The 17,850-nt window shown below is 51.7% G+C and carries 20 protein-coding genes; 12 read left to right on the top strand and 8 right to left on the bottom strand.

All coding sequences use genetic code 11. The features are described 5' to 3' along the window. The first annotated feature begins 9 nt into the window (after positions 1 to 9). Positions 10 to 915, top strand: coding sequence for a LysR family transcriptional regulator (locus tag SHEW_RS11170; protein WP_011865951.1), 906 nt, complete (start codon positions 10 to 12; stop codon positions 913 to 915). Between the two features lie 105 nt (positions 916 to 1,020). On the opposite strand, the gene SHEW_RS11165 is transcribed toward SHEW_RS11170, so the two are convergent. Continuing rightward, entirely contained in the window at positions 1,021 to 1,365 is a 345-nt protein-coding gene (locus SHEW_RS11165; protein WP_011865950.1) for a hypothetical protein, read from the bottom strand. 354 nt (positions 1,366 to 1,719) lie between these two features. Here SHEW_RS11165 and SHEW_RS11160 point away from each other — a divergent pair, with 354 nt between their 5' ends. Beyond that, positions 1,720 to 2,097: a DUF6508 domain-containing protein gene (locus tag SHEW_RS11160; RefSeq protein ID WP_011865949.1), complete on the top strand. Its 378-nt coding sequence runs from the start codon at positions 1,720 to 1,722 to the stop codon at positions 2,095 to 2,097. Between the two features lie 116 nt (positions 2,098 to 2,213). On the opposite strand, the gene SHEW_RS11155 is transcribed toward SHEW_RS11160, so the two are convergent. Both SHEW_RS11155 and SHEW_RS20950 read right to left on the bottom strand, forming a co-directional pair. Continuing rightward, a complete protein-coding gene (locus tag SHEW_RS11155; protein WP_011865948.1) occupies positions 2,214 to 2,441 on the bottom strand; it encodes a PGPGW domain-containing protein in 228 nt (75 codons plus the stop codon). A gap of 24 nt (positions 2,442 to 2,465) precedes the next feature. Beyond that, positions 2,466 to 2,720, bottom strand: coding sequence for a hypothetical protein (locus SHEW_RS20950; RefSeq protein WP_223294708.1), 255 nt, complete (start codon positions 2,718 to 2,720; stop codon positions 2,466 to 2,468). 16 nt (positions 2,721 to 2,736) lie between these two features. On the opposite strand from SHEW_RS20950, the gene SHEW_RS11150 reads away from it, so the two are divergent. Then, positions 2,737 to 3,438, top strand: a complete 702-nt coding sequence (locus SHEW_RS11150) for a substrate-binding periplasmic protein (RefSeq protein ID WP_223294707.1) — start codon at positions 2,737 to 2,739, stop codon at positions 3,436 to 3,438. 86 nt (positions 3,439 to 3,524) lie between these two features. Here SHEW_RS11150 and SHEW_RS11145 read toward each other — a convergent pair whose 3' ends face one another. Beyond that, positions 3,525 to 3,932 carry a YccF domain-containing protein gene (locus SHEW_RS11145; RefSeq protein ID WP_011865946.1) on the bottom strand — a complete coding sequence of 136 codons (408 nt, stop codon included), beginning with the start codon at positions 3,930 to 3,932 and terminating at the stop codon, positions 3,525 to 3,527. Between the two features lie 229 nt (positions 3,933 to 4,161). On the opposite strand from SHEW_RS11145, the gene SHEW_RS11140 reads away from it, so the two are divergent. Next, a complete protein-coding gene (locus tag SHEW_RS11140; RefSeq protein WP_011865945.1) occupies positions 4,162 to 5,088 on the top strand; it encodes a 1-aminocyclopropane-1-carboxylate deaminase/D-cysteine desulfhydrase in 927 nt (308 codons plus the stop codon). 149 nt (positions 5,089 to 5,237) lie between these two features. Here SHEW_RS11140 and SHEW_RS20595 read toward each other — a convergent pair whose 3' ends face one another. Then, a complete protein-coding gene (locus SHEW_RS20595; protein ID WP_011865944.1) occupies positions 5,238 to 5,411 on the bottom strand; it encodes a hypothetical protein in 174 nt (57 codons plus the stop codon). A 489-nt stretch (positions 5,412 to 5,900) separates the two neighbouring features. Between SHEW_RS20595 and SHEW_RS11135 the strand changes: the two genes are divergently transcribed. Together SHEW_RS11135 and SHEW_RS11130 are read left to right on the top strand one after the other, a co-directional pair. Then, positions 5,901 to 7,514 carry a mechanosensitive ion channel family protein gene (locus tag SHEW_RS11135; RefSeq protein ID WP_011865943.1) on the top strand — a complete coding sequence of 538 codons (1,614 nt, stop codon included), beginning with the start codon at positions 5,901 to 5,903 and terminating at the stop codon, positions 7,512 to 7,514. A gap of 108 nt (positions 7,515 to 7,622) precedes the next feature. Further along, positions 7,623 to 8,576: a chemotaxis protein CheV gene (locus SHEW_RS11130; RefSeq protein WP_011865942.1), complete on the top strand. Its 954-nt coding sequence runs from the start codon at positions 7,623 to 7,625 to the stop codon at positions 8,574 to 8,576. A gap of 54 nt (positions 8,577 to 8,630) precedes the next feature. Here the strand turns inward: SHEW_RS11130 and SHEW_RS11125 are convergent, their stop codons facing one another. Together SHEW_RS11125 and SHEW_RS11120 are read right to left on the bottom strand one after the other, a co-directional pair. Next, positions 8,631 to 9,314, bottom strand: a complete 684-nt coding sequence (locus tag SHEW_RS11125) for a hypothetical protein (protein ID WP_011865941.1) — start codon at positions 9,312 to 9,314, stop codon at positions 8,631 to 8,633. Positions 9,315 to 9,371: 57 nt separating this feature from the next. Then, positions 9,372 to 9,746, bottom strand: coding sequence for a DUF2750 domain-containing protein (locus SHEW_RS11120; protein WP_011865940.1), 375 nt, complete (start codon positions 9,744 to 9,746; stop codon positions 9,372 to 9,374). 255 nt (positions 9,747 to 10,001) lie between these two features. Between SHEW_RS11120 and SHEW_RS11115 the strand changes: the two genes are divergently transcribed. The 4 genes from SHEW_RS11115 (at position 10,002) to SHEW_RS11100 (ending at position 13,222) form a co-directional block, all read left to right on the top strand. Further along, on the top strand, positions 10,002 to 11,189 hold the full coding sequence (locus SHEW_RS11115) for a lytic murein transglycosylase (protein ID WP_011865939.1): 1,188 nt from the start codon (positions 10,002 to 10,004) through the stop codon (positions 11,187 to 11,189). 281 nt (positions 11,190 to 11,470) lie between these two features. Continuing rightward, complete coding sequence (locus SHEW_RS11110; RefSeq protein ID WP_011865938.1) at positions 11,471 to 12,343, top strand: WYL domain-containing protein; 873 nt, start codon at positions 11,471 to 11,473, stop codon at positions 12,341 to 12,343. A 74-nt stretch (positions 12,344 to 12,417) separates the two neighbouring features. Further along, a complete protein-coding gene (locus SHEW_RS11105; RefSeq protein WP_011865937.1) occupies positions 12,418 to 12,900 on the top strand; it encodes an FKBP-type peptidyl-prolyl cis-trans isomerase in 483 nt (160 codons plus the stop codon). A 97-nt stretch (positions 12,901 to 12,997) separates the two neighbouring features. Continuing rightward, the gene (locus tag SHEW_RS11100; protein ID WP_011865936.1) at positions 12,998 to 13,222 is read left to right on the top strand and encodes a DUF3389 family protein; all 225 of its coding nucleotides are present in this window, start codon (positions 12,998 to 13,000) and stop codon (positions 13,220 to 13,222) included. 44 nt (positions 13,223 to 13,266) lie between these two features. On the opposite strand, the gene SHEW_RS11095 is transcribed toward SHEW_RS11100, so the two are convergent. Next, entirely contained in the window at positions 13,267 to 14,286 is a 1,020-nt protein-coding gene (locus tag SHEW_RS11095; protein WP_011865935.1) for a glutathione S-transferase family protein, read from the bottom strand. Positions 14,287 to 14,477: 191 nt separating this feature from the next. Here SHEW_RS11095 and SHEW_RS11090 point away from each other — a divergent pair, with 191 nt between their 5' ends. Together SHEW_RS11090 and ushA are read left to right on the top strand one after the other, a co-directional pair. Further along, entirely contained in the window at positions 14,478 to 15,152 is a 675-nt protein-coding gene (locus SHEW_RS11090; RefSeq protein ID WP_011865934.1) for an alpha/beta hydrolase, read from the top strand. Between the two features lie 604 nt (positions 15,153 to 15,756). Further along, positions 15,757 to 17,460 (top strand): bifunctional UDP-sugar hydrolase/5'-nucleotidase UshA, encoded by a 1,704-nt coding sequence (ushA, locus tag SHEW_RS11085; protein ID WP_011865933.1) that lies wholly within the window; start codon positions 15,757 to 15,759, stop codon positions 17,458 to 17,460. Positions 17,461 to 17,850 lie beyond the last annotated feature (390 nt).

Raw genomic sequence — 17,850 nt, 5'->3', positions numbered from 1 at the left:
GGATGTGAGATGAAGATCGATGTGGAAGCCTTTAGGGTGTTGTCGATTCTGGTGGAAGAGGGCAGTTTCTCCAAGGCTGCCGAGCGATTGCACAAGGCGCAGTCGGCGGTGAGCTATCAGGTGAAGAAGCTGGAACAGCACCTGGGTGTAAAGCTTTTTTGTCGGGATCAGTATCGCGCCGAATTAACCCCTGAGGGTAAGGTGATCCTCGCCGAAGGTAAACGCTTGCTGCAATACCTTGGCAACATTGAACATTTAGCCAGCCGTTTCAGCGAAGGCTGGGAGCCTAAACTTGAGTTGGTGGTGGATGGCTCACTGCCCATGGAGCCCATCATGCGGGCGCTGAAGCGGGTGTCTGAGCATAAGATCCCTACTAAGATCCAGCTCAACATGGAGTTTCTCGGTGGGGTACAACACAGGTTCGAGCGGGATAATGCCGATCTCATGTTGGTGAAAGACTATCGCACCGGGCCTAACTATCGGCCACAGCCTCTGCCCGACATCAACAGCATACTGGTGGTGAGTCGCTCTCACCCCTTAGCCAAGGCCAAGGAGCTCAGCCTGTTTGAGTTGCTACAGCATGTGGAGCTGACCATCGAGGATTCCTCGCCTGGCAAGATCCACAGCGACGAGCTGCAATTTGGCGGTGACAAGGTGTTTTACCTGTCTGGCTTTATCATGAAGAAGAATGCCCTGCTGATGGGACTGGGCTTTGGCTGGATGCCTGACTTTTTGATTCAAGAGGAGCTGGCCAGCGGTGAGTTACAGGAACTGGATTTTCTCGGTGGCAGTCGTTACAGCTTTACCCCTCAGTTGGTATCGACCATGGAGCGCCCCTTAGGTCGCGCCGGCCGGCTCTTTACCAGCCTGATCCTGGAGGAGTTTAACCTTTACCAAGCCCAGGCCAGTCGTTAAAGCGAGTGTTTTTAGATCTAAAAAGCGAGCCGTTGAGCTCGCTTTTTTAAATGGCTAGCCTTAATTGAAAGCTAGTCGCTATTAATAGCTAGTCGTTAATAATAGCTAGTCGTTAATAATATCGAGGATACGACGTGTCTTGTCGTGCAGCTTAATAAAGGTGCCATCGACATCTATGGTGATGTTGCCGTCACGGTCGATAGGCACATGGATCTTGCCGCGATCATAATAGTCATCAGACAGGTAATCGCCCTTGTGCAGTTTCTTCTGCCAGCCCGGTGGTAGCGGCTCGCCGCGGGCCACCTTCTTCTGCAATCCTGGTGGCAGGCTCTTTTCGTTATGGGCCTTGGCACCATGTTCATGCTTATCGTTTTTAGCCAGGGTTAGCGGCGAAAAACCGATAGACAGTCCCAGTAGGATAAGGCTAACGCCTGTGGTGTATTTCTTCATCTGAATTCTCCAGCGCAATCATTGCGTTCTCAGCTAGCATATGGTCTCGCCCTGTTAATGTCTAGCCAGTCAGGACCTTAGCCATGTTCAGCTTGTATTCAGCATCTTCTCATTAACCTGGAGTTAAGCCATTGATAAAACGCCGGGCGCACCAGGCTATTAGCCTCCTAGATAAGCTGTGGTACGGAGTATGCAGATTCTCTAGGTAAGAGGCTTAGCGAATGTATTCTTTTAAGACTCAGCAAGCGTTTTATGAGATGTGAAGTCAGGTAAACGCCTAGAAAGTAAGGCGAAAGGCGTTAGGGCAATGGGGGCCGCTAAGGGCAACCTGTCCTTGGGACTAAGGAGTGCGATATGAAAAGTGTAATATCTTTGCAGATAGCAAATCTCTACTCTCAATATGCCACGCAGTTTGCCCGTGGCGATCAGGCCAGCAGTCAGCTGACGATGCAGGGCTTTGTCGAGCAGCTCGCTCAGCAGGGACTGTTACTCGATACTCTCAACTGGCAGGAGTGGTACCAAAATGCCCACCTTGTCGATAAGCCAGATTATATCCGCGAGGCGAGCTTCTATCAGTGCCGCTTGCTGTTAACCGCCATGAGCCGTTTGGAACGCTTCAGCCGCGGCGTATTGGAAAACATGCGCAGGCAAGGGGTGTTGCTGGCGATTCTGGAGCGGCTCAACGTATTGACTCATAAGAACTGCGGGCGCGACCTCTTTGTGCTGACCTAGCTTTTTGTTGGCTTGCCACTCTATTGGCTTAAGACGCCTTAGCGCCCAAGCCATCATTGGTGGGGAATAAGCACTATTGGCGGGAAATAGCGCTAATGGTGGCAAATAGCCGCATTTTAGCGGCTGTAACGCCAATCGCGCACCTTGGCGTCAAGCCAAGCGGCGCTGCGGGTCATCTGTTTCTGGCTCTTCTTTAGCCAGCCTCTGGCCCAGTGGTACTCCAAGCTTAATACTGCAAGTCCTATGGGCAGCAGTAACCAGGCCGGGCCTGGCAAGATCACCAGCGCCAACCCGAGTAGACAAAGTGCGCCGCCGATGACGGTGATCAAGGTTTTTCTCAGCATAAATACCTCATTTGACCTTCTCTCCTATACTTGTTTTGCATCATCTTGTTTATCCATGCCAGTGAAAATGTGTAACAAAAGGACATCTATGGCGCGATGGAGTGCGGCGAAGCAGTGATTCGGGGGAAGGGTGTTGATGAGAACAGGCGGCTTTAACTTAAGCATAAATAGCGCTAATAGGCAGGCCTTGCTCTCTACGCCGCTATTGCCAGTACCGCCATTGCCAGTAAAGCTATGGCCAGCAACGCTACGACGCGTCCATTTACTGTGTGTCTTCATCTTCATCGCTACCTTGTTGTGTGTTGTTTCAGCCCCGAAGGCCGAGACCCTCAAGCTTTCCTCATTAAATTGGCCACCCTATTCGGGGCCGACGCTGAAGGATGGCGGCGCCTGTGTGGTGGTGGCCAGAGCCGCACTTGCAGCCATGGGTCATGAGCTTCAGGTGGACTATTTCCCCTGGAGCCGCACAGTGCGTGTGGTGACCCGGGACGACTCTGGCTATCAGGGCTATTTCCCCGAGTATCATCACCCAACCGATAAATTCATCTTCTCCGACTCCATGGGACAGAGTCCCCTTGGGATCTTGGAGCAGAGCCAGCACCCCATTACCTGGTCGCGAGTGCAGGATCTCAATGCCTACACCTTGGGCGTGGTCAGAGACTATGTGAACACCCAGGCGCTCGATGAAATGATTGCCATCGGCGCCCAGCCGGTAGAGCTGGTGAGCTCAGATGAGCACAATATCCGCAAGGTGGCCACTGGAAGGGTTCAGGGCGCCGTCATGGATCTCTATGTTTATCAGTTTCTCATCGAGCAGCCACACCTGAGCGAACTCAAGACCAGGCTGCAATTTAACAAGCAGTTACTGGAGTCGAAACAGCTCTATATCGCCTTTAGAAACACTCCCGATGGACGCAGGTGGCGAGAGATCTATAACGCCGGCCTGGCCCGTATCCAAGTCGAGCAGCTCCTCGAAGATTACCTTCAAAGCCTCTAACTCGCCGTTTGGCAAGCATCCTGATTCGGTTCAGTCGTTGGTGTTCACGAACTCCCCTTCAGGCTCTATTTCAAGCCTCAAGGCTATTAAGCCTTGGCCGTGATCGTCTGCCCTATAGGGGTCAGGCTCAGCAGCGCCAGTTTCAGATGCTGAATACCAAAAGGGATCCCTATGATGGTGACGAAACAGGCCAGCGCGTGGGTGATATGACCGATGGCAAGCCAGATCCCAAATAGCAGGAACCAGACGATGTTACCTACCATGCCGAGCGGGCCAGTACCGATATCATCGACCCCTTGCAACGCGCGGCGATTAACGTTTTGCTGACCAAAGGGCCAGAAGGCCATCTCACCGATAACGAAACAGGCACGTCCGAAGGGGATGCCTATGATGCTGATGAAACAGAGCAGGCCCGCCAGCCACCAGGCCAGCCCCATCACGAAGCCGCCTAAAATAAACCATGCAATATTAAAGATTAAGCGCAGTAGTGCCATGAAGAGCTCCTTGTTGCAGTGCTTTTATTGTTGTTAAGGCATTGGCCTTAAATTAGATCTACTAGGGAATAAGCGAAAACCATGCCATGTTATATCTGTATGTTTTTATTGATTATTGTGTTGGTGTGATTCTGGAGTGTTGACATAATATGCCAAAAGTCGGTCAAATTACGCATTTGCCGTTAAAGGGTGTACACTCTGGCGCGTCATTTCATTCAGGCCCGATAACATGAAGCTTAGCCACACGCCCGTAGAGGCTGTCTGCCTTGGGGAGCACAAGGTCTATGTGAAGCGCGACGATCTGCTGCATCCCGAGTTTTCCGGTAATAAGGCGCGTAAGTTTGCCTATTTCCTTGAGAACGACTTCCCCTCTGTTAGGCAACTGATTGGCTATGGCTCGCCCCAGGCCAACTCCCTCTATTCGCTTTCGGCCCTGGCTAAGCTCAAGGGGTGGCGGCTGGATTTCTACGTGGACCATCTCCCCAGTTATCTGACGGAGCACCCCTGCGGCAACTACCTAGCGGCGTTAGATAACGGCGCCAACATCATAGATCTCTCAAGAAAGACGGATCGAGATGGATTGGATAGCGAAGCTTATATAAGGCAAAGGGTGTTGACGGGCAGCGATGAGCAGCTGTTTGTGCCAGAAGGGGGGCGCTGCGCCTTTGCCGAGCCGGGCGTCGCCCAGCTTGCCCGCGAGATAGCCAGCTGGAAAAGCGCGCAGCCCCTTAACGAGTTAGTGGTGTTTCTGCCATCCGGCACAGGCACCACGGCGCTCTATCTGCAGAAACAGTTCCTAGCTATAGATCCCAGCATCAGCGTCATGACCTGCGCCGTGGTGGGAGGCGATGAGTATCTTAAGAAGCAATTTTTAGCGCTTGAGCAAGACGAAGCGCTGCATCCTCAGATAGTCCCGGCCGCTAAGCGCTACCACTTTGGCAAGCTGTACCCTGAGTTTTACCAGATGTGGCATGAACTCGAGTCGACGGGGATAGCGTTTGAGCTGCTCTACGATCCCCTGGGCTGGCTTTGCCTCAAGCAGCTGTGGCAACAGGGGTTAGCTGCGCCCGTGCTCTATCTGCACCAAGGGGGCCTGCTGGGTAATCAATCTATGCTGCCTAGGTATAGGCGTAAGTTTGGTGAGCTAGAGAGATAAATGCCATTTGGCCAGGTCGGTACCTGTGAAAGGGGTACAACCTGAGCCAAATGTTACCTGCTGAGTCGTTGACGAATGGGGTCAATCCTACTTGTTGCCTGGGCAACCTTCGATACGTGTGAGAGGAGGTGTATCGAATAGCGTGGGGGTTATTTGTTGCTTGAGAGCAACCATTTCATAAATTGCAGGGCGTCGGTACGCTTAGCAAAAGTTTGTTTGTTTTTTCCTAGGCTATCGGTAAATGCGATAGAGGATTTGTTGACTGAAATTGAGTCCACCGGGAAGTTTACCGTGATCTCATGACCGTTAACTTTGTACGACATAGGCCATACTCCTTATTACTATAACTGCCTTGTGGCAGTAAAAATTTAACAAATAATAGATCCTTAGCTGTTGCGAAAGATGAATTAAATCCTTTCTGAGACTACCCAGCCTAATTTAAATAATCAAGTGATCTGCCTCGCTAAAGCCGTTGCTTGCGCCCTAAACAGGGGCTTTTCACCGGATTGGACACAGTAAATCATCAATAAATGACAATAGTGTGACGAGATAACTGCGAGTTGTTGAAGCGATGACTATGAGATGATTTAGAGTCTAGCGATGCAAAACTTGAAGGCAGAAACTTAAAGCAGGGTACTGCAGAAGGAACGCATTATAATCTCGGCGGCGTACTTGTCAATATTTAATCAATTCTGTCGATTTGACCAGGCCCATGGCGATGAAAAGGCCGGTTCCTGCTTAGCTTTCTACTGTGCAATTTAGGAATAAATGCTAATATTTCTAGGCGCTTGTTAACAATTAAGGGGACTGGGATGCGCTTTGTTGTTTGGCAGTTTATGTTGGTAATGAGTTTTTTTGTCGGCAGCGCCTGGAGCGCGGCGCCAAATAGTTTGGTGGGGGCCTTAAGCGATGCTGCCGCCGACAGTGGTCAGAGCCAATTTGTGCGCTCGGTTGAGCACTTCGATTATCAGGACAGCCTGCAGCGTGATACCCCAAGGGGCACGGTAGAAGGCTTTATGGAGGCGGTTTACGAGCAGGATTATGAGAAGGCGGCAGAATATCTGGATCTGCGTTACCTGCCCGAGGGGATGTCGGCCAGCAAAGGCGCCGAATATGCTAAGCAGCTACAGCTGATCATAGAGCGTAATCTCTGGCTCGACCTGGGCCAGCTCAACGATACCCCACTTGGGCAGGATAACGATCAGCTTCCTGCCTATCGGGATCTCTTCGGCCGGGTCGCCTTGCAGAGCGATCAGATCGCCCTCTATCTACAGCGGGTGCCCAGTGAAGGCGGCACCATCTGGAAGGTCTCCAATGCTACCGTGGCCAAGGTGCCACAGCTCTATCAAAACCTGGGCTATGGGCCCGTGGCCGAGTGGTTTGTCAATCATATCCCCGAGGGGCGCTGGTTTAACGTCAACCTGTGGGAGTGGACCCTGCTGCTGGCGTATCTGATCACCGCATTTCTGGTGATGGTGCCCATTACCTGGATCATCAAGCGCGTTATCTTGCTAACCCAATATGAGCTTAAAGAGGAGCTGGCCTATATCGTCGCCGGGCCATTGCGTTTACTGGCAGCCGTGCTATTGGTCAGAGCCTGGGTGTCTCACAGCAGCATCTCACCGGCGGCAATTGAGATGATAGATACCGGCTTTCTGTTGGTGTCGGCCATCATCTGGTTTGGCTGGAGCGCCATGGGGATCTTCCAGCAGGGCCTGAAGAAACGCTGGAAAGAGCAGGGTAAAGATCAGGCCGCCTCCCTGCTCAGGCCGCTGACTAATTTCCTGCGGGTGATCTTCGTGATCATGGCGGTGCTGTTATGGCTAGAACACCTGGGCTTTAACGCCAGCGCCATCATCGCCGGTATGGGCATAGGGGGCATCGCCATCGCGCTCGCCTCCAAGCAGTCGATTGAGAACTTTATCGGTACAATTACCCTCTATTCGGCGGCGCCGATTAAGGTGGGCAACCTGTGTAAATTTGGTAGCATCAGCGGCACGGTCGAGGAGATTGGCCTGCGCTGCACTCAGATCCGCACCCTGGACAGGACGCTTATTCACGTGCCCAACGCTAAGTTAGTGGAGATGGAGATCGAAAACATCTCCCAGCGCGAGAAGATCCGTTTCAAGGCGGATATTCGTCTCGATTATGCGGTGACCACCTCGGAGCAGCTCAAGGCGATTGTCGCCGAGATTAAAGCCATGCTCGAAGAGCATGAGCTGGTGCTCAAAGAGCCCCTCAGGGTCACCTTTAAGGGCTTCGGTCTCCATGGTCTTCAGGTCAATGTGCTCGCCTATATCGGCACCAAGAGTTTTCCCACCTTTCAGTTGGCATCGGAAGAGTTACATTTAAAAATCATGGATATAGTGGTGAAGAATGGCTCTCGCATCGTGCCAGTGGCGCCCGTTGCCCTGAATAATGGATAAATGTTAAAGCTGTGATCTCTGGGTCTTGATGTTGGCTCGAAATCCGGGGATCATGGCTATAATTAATGGCGTATCGCGTCCATCACATCATGACGTAGTGAGAATTGTATGGCTAAAGTGCTAGAGAGTGTCGATCAGCGTACCCAGTTGGTTGGCGAAAACCGTCTCGAGCTGTTGCTGTTTCGTATCAATGCGACGCAGCTGTTTGCGATCAATGTGTTTAAGGTCAAAGAGGTGGTTAAGCTGCCGAAGCTGAGTGCCTTACCCGGTAGCCATCCTAGCATCAAGGGGGTCGCCAACATTCGTGGCACCTCGATTCCCGTTATCGATCTTCGCGCCGCCATCGGTTTTCAGCCCATGAACAGCGACCAGGAAGCAAACCTTATCATCACCGAATATAACCGCAGCGTGCAGGGCTTCATGGTCGGCAAGGTCGACCATATCATCAATATGACCTGGAGCGACATCATGCCGCCGCCCAAGAGCACAGGCAGTCATAACTATCTGACTGCCATCACTAAGGTGGAGGTAGATGGCGCGACTCGTCTGGTCTCCATTATCGATGTGGAGAAGGTGCTGGCGGAAATCGTGCACTATGATATCGCCATCTCGGAAGGGGTATTGGATGAGGCCTTGGTGGATAAGATGATAGGGCGCAAGATCTTAATTGCCGACGACTCTGCTACCGCCCGCCGACAGGTAAAAGATACGCTAGCGCCACTGGGTATTGAGGTGATAGAGACCTCGGATGGCCTGCAGGCACTTAAGCTGTTGAAGCGTTGGTGCGACGAGGGGCGTGATATCAACCAAGAGATACTCATGCTGATCACCGACGCCGAGATGCCCGAAATGGACGGTTATCGTCTCACCTATGAGGTACGTAACGACAAGCGGATGGCCAATCTCTTTATTACCCTCAATACCTCGCTGAGTGGCAGCTTTAACAATGCCATGGTGGAGAAGGTGGGATGCGATCGCTTTATCTCAAAATTCCAGCCGGATCTGCTGGTGGATGTGGTGCAGGAGCGTCTACGTACTCAGTTGCCCGAACAGGTAAATTAAGCGGAAAGCTTTTAGTACTATTAGCTTTTCATCGCCTAGTTATTCAAGGTCCAACTATTCATCGTCTAGCGAATCATTGCCTATAGAATCATAGTCGAGTGCCTGCTCGGCAAGGATATCTCGCAATACTTGACGCTTGACCACGGCGGTGGAGACGATATTGATCCTGGCGATGCGCACCGCGTAGCCGAAACGGTCACGGCCAACGGCGGCCAGCAGCTGATGCAGAAAGGCCTTATCCAGTCCCAGCATCTTGGCGTAATGTTCCACGGCCTTGGCCAGCGACGAAAATTGCACGCCGTCAAACTCAAAACCGCCGCCAAAACCAGCTGTGTCGAGTGGGATCCCCTTGAGGCTGAGGGGCCAGGGCGCAACGCTGACCCGTTCTTTGGCGACCTGATACATAAACCAGGCGCTCTTCTTAAAGCCTTCGAATACCTTACAGCTAAAGTCCGATTCTTCTAGCTCCTCTTGGGTCCAGTTTTCGCCTATGGCCAGGTGTTTGGCATAGCGGCGCATTAACTCGTCTTTAACTGCGCTGTGGCAGTCCCAGATAGAGCTAAGCGGTGCCTTCTCGGCGATCTGCAGACACTCCTTACAGGCGGGAACCGCTAGCGAGGGGTGAGGGCAATGTCCCAAGGCGTGATAGTCAAACTGATGAGCACAGGGCTCGGCGCAGAACCAACAGGTGTGGCGTCTGTCGAAGGGGATGTCGACCAGGGGCAGGCTTGCAGACAAGGGCTATCCCCTGTCTGCTACTTGGTATAAGCGCATATTAAAGCGCAAGCTCAGGGCTTACTCTTGCTCTATGTCGACCAGGCTCTTGGCCAGGATGATAGGGTCGAGCTCTAGGCATTCCTGCTCGGCGACCCAGTCGATACCCACTAATACGCCGTCATCGTGCAGATCTTGAATCCAATATTCCAGCAGCTCTTCCAGTGGAATGGGAGCCGGCTGATAATCTTGCCATTCTTCAGTGCAGTGCACCTTGGCCTGTTCTTCGCTAGACCACAGCGGCATCACATCCGTTTCTTCATATTCTGACGAGTCACACACGACCCAACCTTCGCCAGTTTCATCTTGCAGGCCCCAAACGGCTTGCTGCTCTTTTACGTTGTCGATAAAGCTTGCTAAAACGGGACTATTGTCTGTCATCTTAGTGTCTGTCATGTGAGTTCTCTTAGAGTGGGTAAAATCGAGCCCATTATACGCGATGTGGCTAACGAGCCAAGCGCTAGGTGACCCGATCAGTCCACTATTTATCCGCTCATGGGACAAACTGGTCTTAGTTCGAATAATTAATCATAAATCATTTAGTATAAGTGTCCCGAGTCGTTATCATGTCTGGGGAAGGTCTGGTTTCTCGCCGGCTGCAGATCATTAAGTTTCTTATTTTTTTAGCCGTTTTCTCTTGGAGTCTCTATTTTGAAAAAATTGCTCACCTTTGCATCCCTGATCCTGGCAACCGGCTTGCCAAGCCTTAGCGCGCTCGCCCAAGATTTCGATACCTGTGTCAGCGCACTCAAACAGAAGGCGCTGGCCGCCGGGGTGTCGAGCAAGACGGTAGAAGAGGGGCTGGGTCAGGTGAAGTATGTGGCCAGGGTGATAGAGCTAGATAAGAAGCAGCCGGAATTTAGTCAGACCTTCGACAACTATTTCTCCAAACGCGTGACTGACTGGCGGGTTCAGGAGGGCAGACGTCTGCTTAAGCAGCATGGCCAGCTTCTGCATAAGTTGCAGCAAGAATATGGCATTCCGCCCCAGTATCTGGTGGCCTTCTGGGGACTGGAGACCAATTTCGGCTCCTATAAAGGCAAGATGCCGGTGATCGACTCCCTGACAACCCTTGCCTGCGATCCGAGACGCAGTGACTATTTTACCGGTGAATTAATTCAGGCGTTGAAGCTCAAAGAGGCCTACCAATTTGATAACGCCCAGATGCAAGGCTCCTGGGCCGGCGCCATGGGGCACACTCAGTTTATGCCCTCGGCCTATGCCAAGTATGCGGTGGACGCGGATGGTGACGGCAAGGCCGATCTGTTTAACAGTACCCAAGACGCCCTGTCGAGTGCGGCTAACTTCTTGAATAATCTCGGTTGGATGCGCAACGAGCGCTGGGGCCGCGAGGTAAGCTTGCCTAAGGATTATGATTATCGTCACCTGGGTCGTAATGATAAACAAAGTTTAACCACCTGGGCCGGTTTAGGGATCACTCAGGCCAATGGCCGCGCGCTGTCGACACCCGACATGCAAGCCGCCCTTTATCTACCGGCAGGGCATACGGGGCCTGCTTTCTTAGGTTATGGCAACTTCGATGTGATCATGCGCTGGAACCGCTCAGAGTTTTACGCCATCGCCGTCGGGCATCTGGCCGATCGCATCAATGGTGGTGCGCGCCTGCATGTGGCGCCGCCAAAGCATGACAACATCAGCCGCGCCAAGCTCAAGCAGTTACAGGCCAAACTCAACGAGAAGGGCTATGAGGTGGGTAAGCCTGATGGCGTGCTTGGGGTCAACTCCCGCGCCGGCCTGCAGGCCTTTCAGCGCAGCGTTGGCCTGGTGGCCGACGGTTTTCCAAGCGATGAGACCTTCAGCGCCCTGGGCATCAAATAGTGCTAACCATTATGATTGCATCTCGCTAAGAATTGCATTAGCTTAAGATTTTGGCCGGGCAATTTGCTCGGCCATTTGTTAATGACAGCATTTTATACCAATCGTAGTAAATAACTGATCATGCTAGCTTGTTAAAACCTCCGATAACGGTGTTATTATTTTTGATTGTAGAATAATTACTTATCAAAAAATTCTGCCTTGTTCTCGGCTGTTTTTCCTGTGCTATTTCTGATCACTTACTTACCGTGATTGGTATTACGAGTGGCAATAAAGGTAGCAATATGGATGCGATGGAGAGTTTGTCATTTGCCCAGCGGCAACGTCTGGCGTTTATCGACTTTAGTTTGCAGTATTTTGGCCAGGTATCACGCCAGGACTTGATCGCCAAATTCGCCACAGGCCTGGCGGCGGCGACAAGGGATTTCTCCAGCTACCGCGAGTTGGCGCCCCACAACATGGAGCTGGTGCATCAGACCAAGCGTTACCATAGGCGCGCCGAGTTTACCCCGCTGTTTGACCATGATCCCGAGGCGATCCTCCACGGGTTGGCCAATGGTTTCGGCGACGGGCTATCCCATCCGGTGACGCCAAGTAGCGTCTGTCTGGATGCGGTGCAGCTTATTCATCCCGATACCAATATTATTGCCGCCGTGATGCGGGCTATCGCCCATAAGCAGGCGATAGCCGTGACTTATGTGTCCGTGTCATCGGGGGAAACTCACAGAGAGCTGGTGCCGCACACCCTGGTGAATAATGGACAGCGCTGGCATGTACGCTGTTTCGATCGCACCCATCAGGTGTTTACCGACTTTGTGGTGACCCGCTTCAAGGCGGTGACTCAGAGCGCCACCGAACCCTTCGACCATGAGCTGCAAGAAAAGGATGGCTACTGGCAGAAGTTGGTCTCTCTGGTGTTGATCCCCCATCCCAGCCTGATGCATCCCGAGGCGATTGCGCTGGACTATCAGATGAGCGAGGGGGAATTGGTAATTAGTTGCCGTGCCGCTCTGGCAGGTTATCTGCTGCGCCAGTGGAGCGTAGACTGCTCGGCTCAGCATCAGATCCGCAGCGGCGTCTGTCAGCTCGCCCTTAAGAATCACGCCATCTTAAGCGAGATAGAGCATCTGGCTATAGTGCCGGGCGCCAAGGCATAACAGGCGTAGCGCCCCGGGGGAAGTTTTGCTAAGCTTCGCCCACTTGATAAAGAGAGACTAACTAAGGACGCTTGATGAGCATTAAAGACGATATGGTCGTGCAGTTTAACTACACCTTACGCGATGAAGCAGGTGAAGTGCTCGAAACCAACGAAGGATTAGATCCTATTGCCTACCTACATGGGCATGACAACATGATGCCTGGCGTCGAGAAGGCGATGGAAGGTAAGGCTGTGGGCGAGAAGTTTTCTGTGACCCTGCCACCGGAAGAAACCTATGGTGTGCGTAACGAAAACGGCGAGCAGCGCGTGTCTATCAAGCATCTGCAAGGCGCGAAAGTGTGGAAGCCTGGCATGCGTGCCATCGTGAGCACTGACCAGGGCCAGCGCCAGGTGACCGTACTTAAGGTGGGCAAGTTTATGGCGACCGTGGATATCAACCATCCACTGGCGGGCCGCGAGCTGACTTTCGATCTTGAGGTTGTCGACGCGCGCGAGGCGACTGCAGAAGAGATCGCCCACGGACATGCCCACGGGGTAGGCGGTCATCACCACTAAGGTGAGCCGGCGCGAATAAGCGTAGCTATATAGATAGCGAAAACCATAGAGGCCCGGGTGTTCCTGGGTCTTTGCATATCTAACGAGGAAGTAAGCTATGGTCATCGAATTTTCAGGCGGGCGGATAATCGTCTCGCCCCAAGAGGTGCTGGTAAAACTCACTACTGGTGTCAGCCTCTATGCCATGGCCGATGATCTGCGCCTGCTCAGCGCCGGCAACATCATGGTGGCCGATGCGGGCGCTGTGCGTTGGCACCTTAGCTTAGACGATGCAAACCAACTAGGTGATATCGCCGAGAGTCTCGGTGTCGATATCGCCTAGGCAAGATTGATTTCTACTTCATCAGTTGCTGCCGATGCAGCCCGTTAACGGCCAAGCTTGTTTTTAAAAAGTTGGTCGCGGCCGTGGAGTGAGTCGAGATCTAATCTGGGGCCCTTGGGGACCACGCGCGTCGGGTTGATCTGGCCATGGCTGAAGTAGTAGTGCTGCTTGATATGCTCAAAGTTGACCGTCTTGGCGACCCCTGGGTGTTGGTATAACTCCTTCAGGTAGGCCTGGATCGACGGCATATCAGCGATGCGATTGCGATTGGTCTTGAAGTGACCCACATAGACGGCATCGAAGCGCACGAGTGTGGTAAACAAGCGCCAGTCGGCTTCGGTGATCTGGTCACCCACCAGATAGCGCTGCTGGCTAAGACGTGTCTCTAAGCTATCTAAGGCGTCGAACAGTTCATCGAAAGCCTGCTCATAGGCTGCCTGTGTGGTGGCAAAACCGGCTCTGTATACCCCGTTATTGATCTTGTGATAGATCCAGTGATTGATCTCATCTATCTCCTCGCTATGGGCGGCGGGGTAGAAGTCGAGATGATTGCCGGTGATCTCGTTAAAGGCGCTATTAAACATGCGGATGATCTCCGCCGACTCGTTGCTGACTATGGTGCGGCGCTGCTTGTCCCACAGCACAGGTACAGTCACCCGACCGCTATAGTCTGGCTTGGCCAGTTGGTAGATCTGATAGAGATAATCTTTGCCGTTGAGCCTGTCGATCTCACTGCCCTCGATATGCTGGGCGATCTCACTCTGCTTGGGGCCACTAAACTCCCAGCCGTTGCTCAGCATATGGGGCTCGACGACGGTGACGCCGATATGGGCCTGCAACGACTTCAGCTCGCGAAAGATAAGGGTTCTGTGCGCCCAGGGACAGGCGAGAGAGACATAGAGATGGTAGCGACCCGACTCGGCTTTAAACTCGGGCTCAGGCTCATCTGCGCTTGGCGCCTTTATCCAGCGGCGAAAGGCGGCGTCTTCCCGCTCAAATGCGCCCTTGCTCTTGTCTGTGTCATACCATTTATCGACCCATTGGCCACCTTGAAGTAATCCCATCTGTGTCTGCCTCGTTTATCTAACTCTTAAGTGCAGTGTAACAGTCGACTAAACGGATAAAAAACGCGAAAACTGGCGTTTTTTATTCGACTTTATCGAATAGTTGGGCGGGCTATAGTTGGGTGGACTTAGGCTTCCTGATATGATCGGCCGCACATAAACACCTAATGAAGAGTAATAAAGGAAACCCTATGTCTCAACAGCCGTTAGAGCGGATCACCATAGAACCTCAATCCCAGTTCCGCGCCTGCGTGATCTGGTTGCATGGCCTTGGCGATTCCGGTGCCGGTTTTGCCCCTGTGGTGCCACTTCTGGGTCTGCCCGATGAACTCGGCGTGCGTTTCATCTTTCCCCATGCGCCAAGCATACCGGTGACCATCAACCAGGGGTATGTGATGCCCGCCTGGTATGACATCAAGGGGATGGATGTAGACAATCGCGCCGATATGGCTGGCGTCTTGGCCTCTGAGCTGGCGATTGCAGCGCTTATTGAGGAGCAGATCGCCTCTGGTGTGCCGAGTGATAAGATAGTCCTGGCCGGTTTTAGCCAAGGTGGGGTGATGAGCCTGTTTACTGGCTTGCGTTTTCCTAAGCGTCTGGCGGGGATCATGGCACTATCTTGCTATCTGCCGACGGGCCATGCTATGCCCGATAACTTGAGTGAGGCCAATCGTAGTACGCCGCTGCTGCAACAACACGGTGAGCAGGATGAGGTGGTGCCACTGGCTCTTGGCCGCGCGGCCTATGATCTGATTTCCAAGGCGGGCTATTCCAGCGAGTGGCATACCTATCCTATGGGCCATAGTGTGTTGCCAAATCAGCTTCAGGAGATAGGTCTTTGGCTTAAGGCGCGACTGAGCCTATAGCGTGCCTGTTCACCTGCCTGTTACCTGCCTGAATTGGAACAGGATTATTAAAATAAGCGAGGGGCGCCAGTTGGCGCCTCTTTTTTATGCTTGCAAGAGTGTGATGGATATCACGTCAATCAATTGGCGGGCACAGCCTGGTCATTTTACCGTAACCATAAGTTAACAATTGCCCGTAAATGGCGACCTTTGCGACTAAAAATGCATCAACTTGTGCTGTATTACGTTTTACTGCTTTAGATAAAGTTGATCTAGTGTGAAATTTTTACCGGTTTTGTGATCTAGGTACGCTAGAGCTTGTTTGTTTAAAGGGAGTATCCTCATTTTTTGGAAAATAGGTGCAAGTTAATAAAATAGATGGGAAATCGATATCTGTTGGCGTTTTAATTTATCGATAGGTCTCGCGATTCATTTTTACCTTGTTCTGATGATGAAACAATGAAAGGCGTAAAACGCTTTTAAAATAAACATTTGCCCTATGTTTGTTCATAAAAATGCCACATTTCCTAGATATTGTTTGCTATTATATTTCGCGGCGAGATTATGACGTTCGCTATCAAAAAATATGATGGTTAATAAAAAAGATAATCTAGGGGTTGATGTAATGACAAATAAGCTTTTAAAAGGATTAGTCGCTACCGCTGTATTGGCAGCACTTGCTGGTTGTAACAGCAGCGATGACGACAAGGCGCCAACAACATGTGCTGAAGCTGGCACTGCTTGCACCAAATTTACCGTACTGCACACCAATGATAACCATGGTCGTTTCTGGGAAAACAAAGACGGCGAATATGGTATGGCGGCACGTAAGACGCTGATCGAAAAGATCCGCGCCGAAGTGGCGGCCAATGGCGGCGAAACGCTGCTGCTTTCTGGTGGTGATATCAACACAGGTGTACCTGAGTCTGATCTGCAAGACGCACTGCCAGATTTCCTTGGTATGAACGATATCGGTTATGACGCTATGGCGGTCGGTAACCACGAATTTGATAACCCATTGGCGGTACTGGATTCGCAGCGTTCTATCGCTAACTTCCCAATGCTGGCGGCTAACATCTACAAAGAAGATGGCACTCGCTACTTCGAAGCCTACAAGGTATTCGATGTTAACGGCATCAAGATTGCTGTTATCGGTCTAACCACCGAAGACACGGCTAAACTGGGTAACCCAGAATTTATCTCAGGTCTTAAGTTCACCGATCCTAAAGAAGAGATCGTTAAGGTGATCAAAGAGATCAAAGACGCTAAGGCAGCCGATCTTATCTTCGCAACGACTCACATGGGTCACTATGCGAACGGCGAACACGGCAGCAACGCCCCTGGCGACGTGGCTCTGGCCAAGGCGCTTGAGCAAGGCCAACTTCAGGCTGTGATCGGTGGTCACTCACAAAACCCAGTTTGTATGGAAGGCGGCGAGTATGCTGACTTTGCACCGGGCGACGAGTGTACACCTGATCAGCAAAACGGTACCTACATCATGCAAGCTCACGAGTGGGGTAAGTATGTTGGCCGTGCCGATTTCGAATACTTCAACGGTGAACTGCACCTGGCTAACTACAAGCTGGTTCCAGTTAACCTAGTGAAGAAAGTAAAAGATGAACAAGGTAACGAGACTAAAGTACTGGTAGGTGAAGCGATCGAGGCCGATGCTGCACTGAAAGAGATGCTTTCTTACTACCAAGAGCGTGGTCAAGGCCAACTGGATGAAGTGATAGCTTCTACCGATGGCTTACTAGACGGTGAGCGTGCAAACGTACGTTACATGCAGACTAACCTGGGTCGTCTGATCGCCGATGCACAGCGTACCAAGGTTGCGGCCGATGTGGGCGTGATGAACTCTGGTGGTGTTCGTGCGTCAATCGAAGCCGGTGACATCTCTTACCGCGACGTACTGACAGTTCAGCCTTTCGGTAACATGGTGACTCTAAGCACTATGACAGGTGAAGAGCTTAGCGCTTACCTGGGTGAAGTGGCTAGCCTACAAATTGGTGCAGGTGCTTACGCTCAGATCACTGGTGTTAAGATGACGGTTGACTGTGCGGCTAAGACAGTGGCTATCAGCGAAGTTAACGGTAAAGAGTACAGCGCGACTGGCTCTTACACCATGACAGTACCTAGCTACAACGCGGCAGGTGGTGACGGCTATCCTAAGCTAAACCCAGTACAAACAGGTTATGTTGACGCCGAAGTACTGTACACCTTCTTCAAGGATGCAGGCACTATCGTAGCGGCCGACTACAACCCAGTAGGCGATATCGTTTACGAAAACTCTGAAAGTGTTGAAGGTTGTCAGATCACTGCTCAATAAGCAGGATTAAGCGACACAAAGGGCAGCCTCAGGGCTGCCTTTTTTATGTCCAAGATTTCACATTCATCTAAGTCGCAGTAAGCTAGTTTACGAGAGCATTTAGCTGGGTCATTCTCTGGTTCAATTTCTGGGTCATCAACTTTTGCACAAGTGCATTCAAATGGCGCCGGAAAATTTTTTTAAATTTCTTCCTTGAAATCATAAAGGCCTATCCACATATAGTGATTATGGGGCGCTCATCGAGGCCCCTGATGTTACCCAAGATGTTGATCTTGTTATGGCAGTGCCTTTGGGCTGCCCGGTAATGTCACTAAAAGGCGCGGCGCAATTTATTCGAAACATATCGTGTGAATTATTGTCGGCCACTAACCACTATATTGCTTAATACAA

Source organism: Shewanella loihica PV-4 (assembly GCF_000016065.1).
Lineage (GTDB): Bacteria > Pseudomonadota > Gammaproteobacteria > Enterobacterales > Shewanellaceae > Shewanella > Shewanella loihica.
This window is presented reverse-complemented; position numbering and strand designations above follow the sequence as displayed.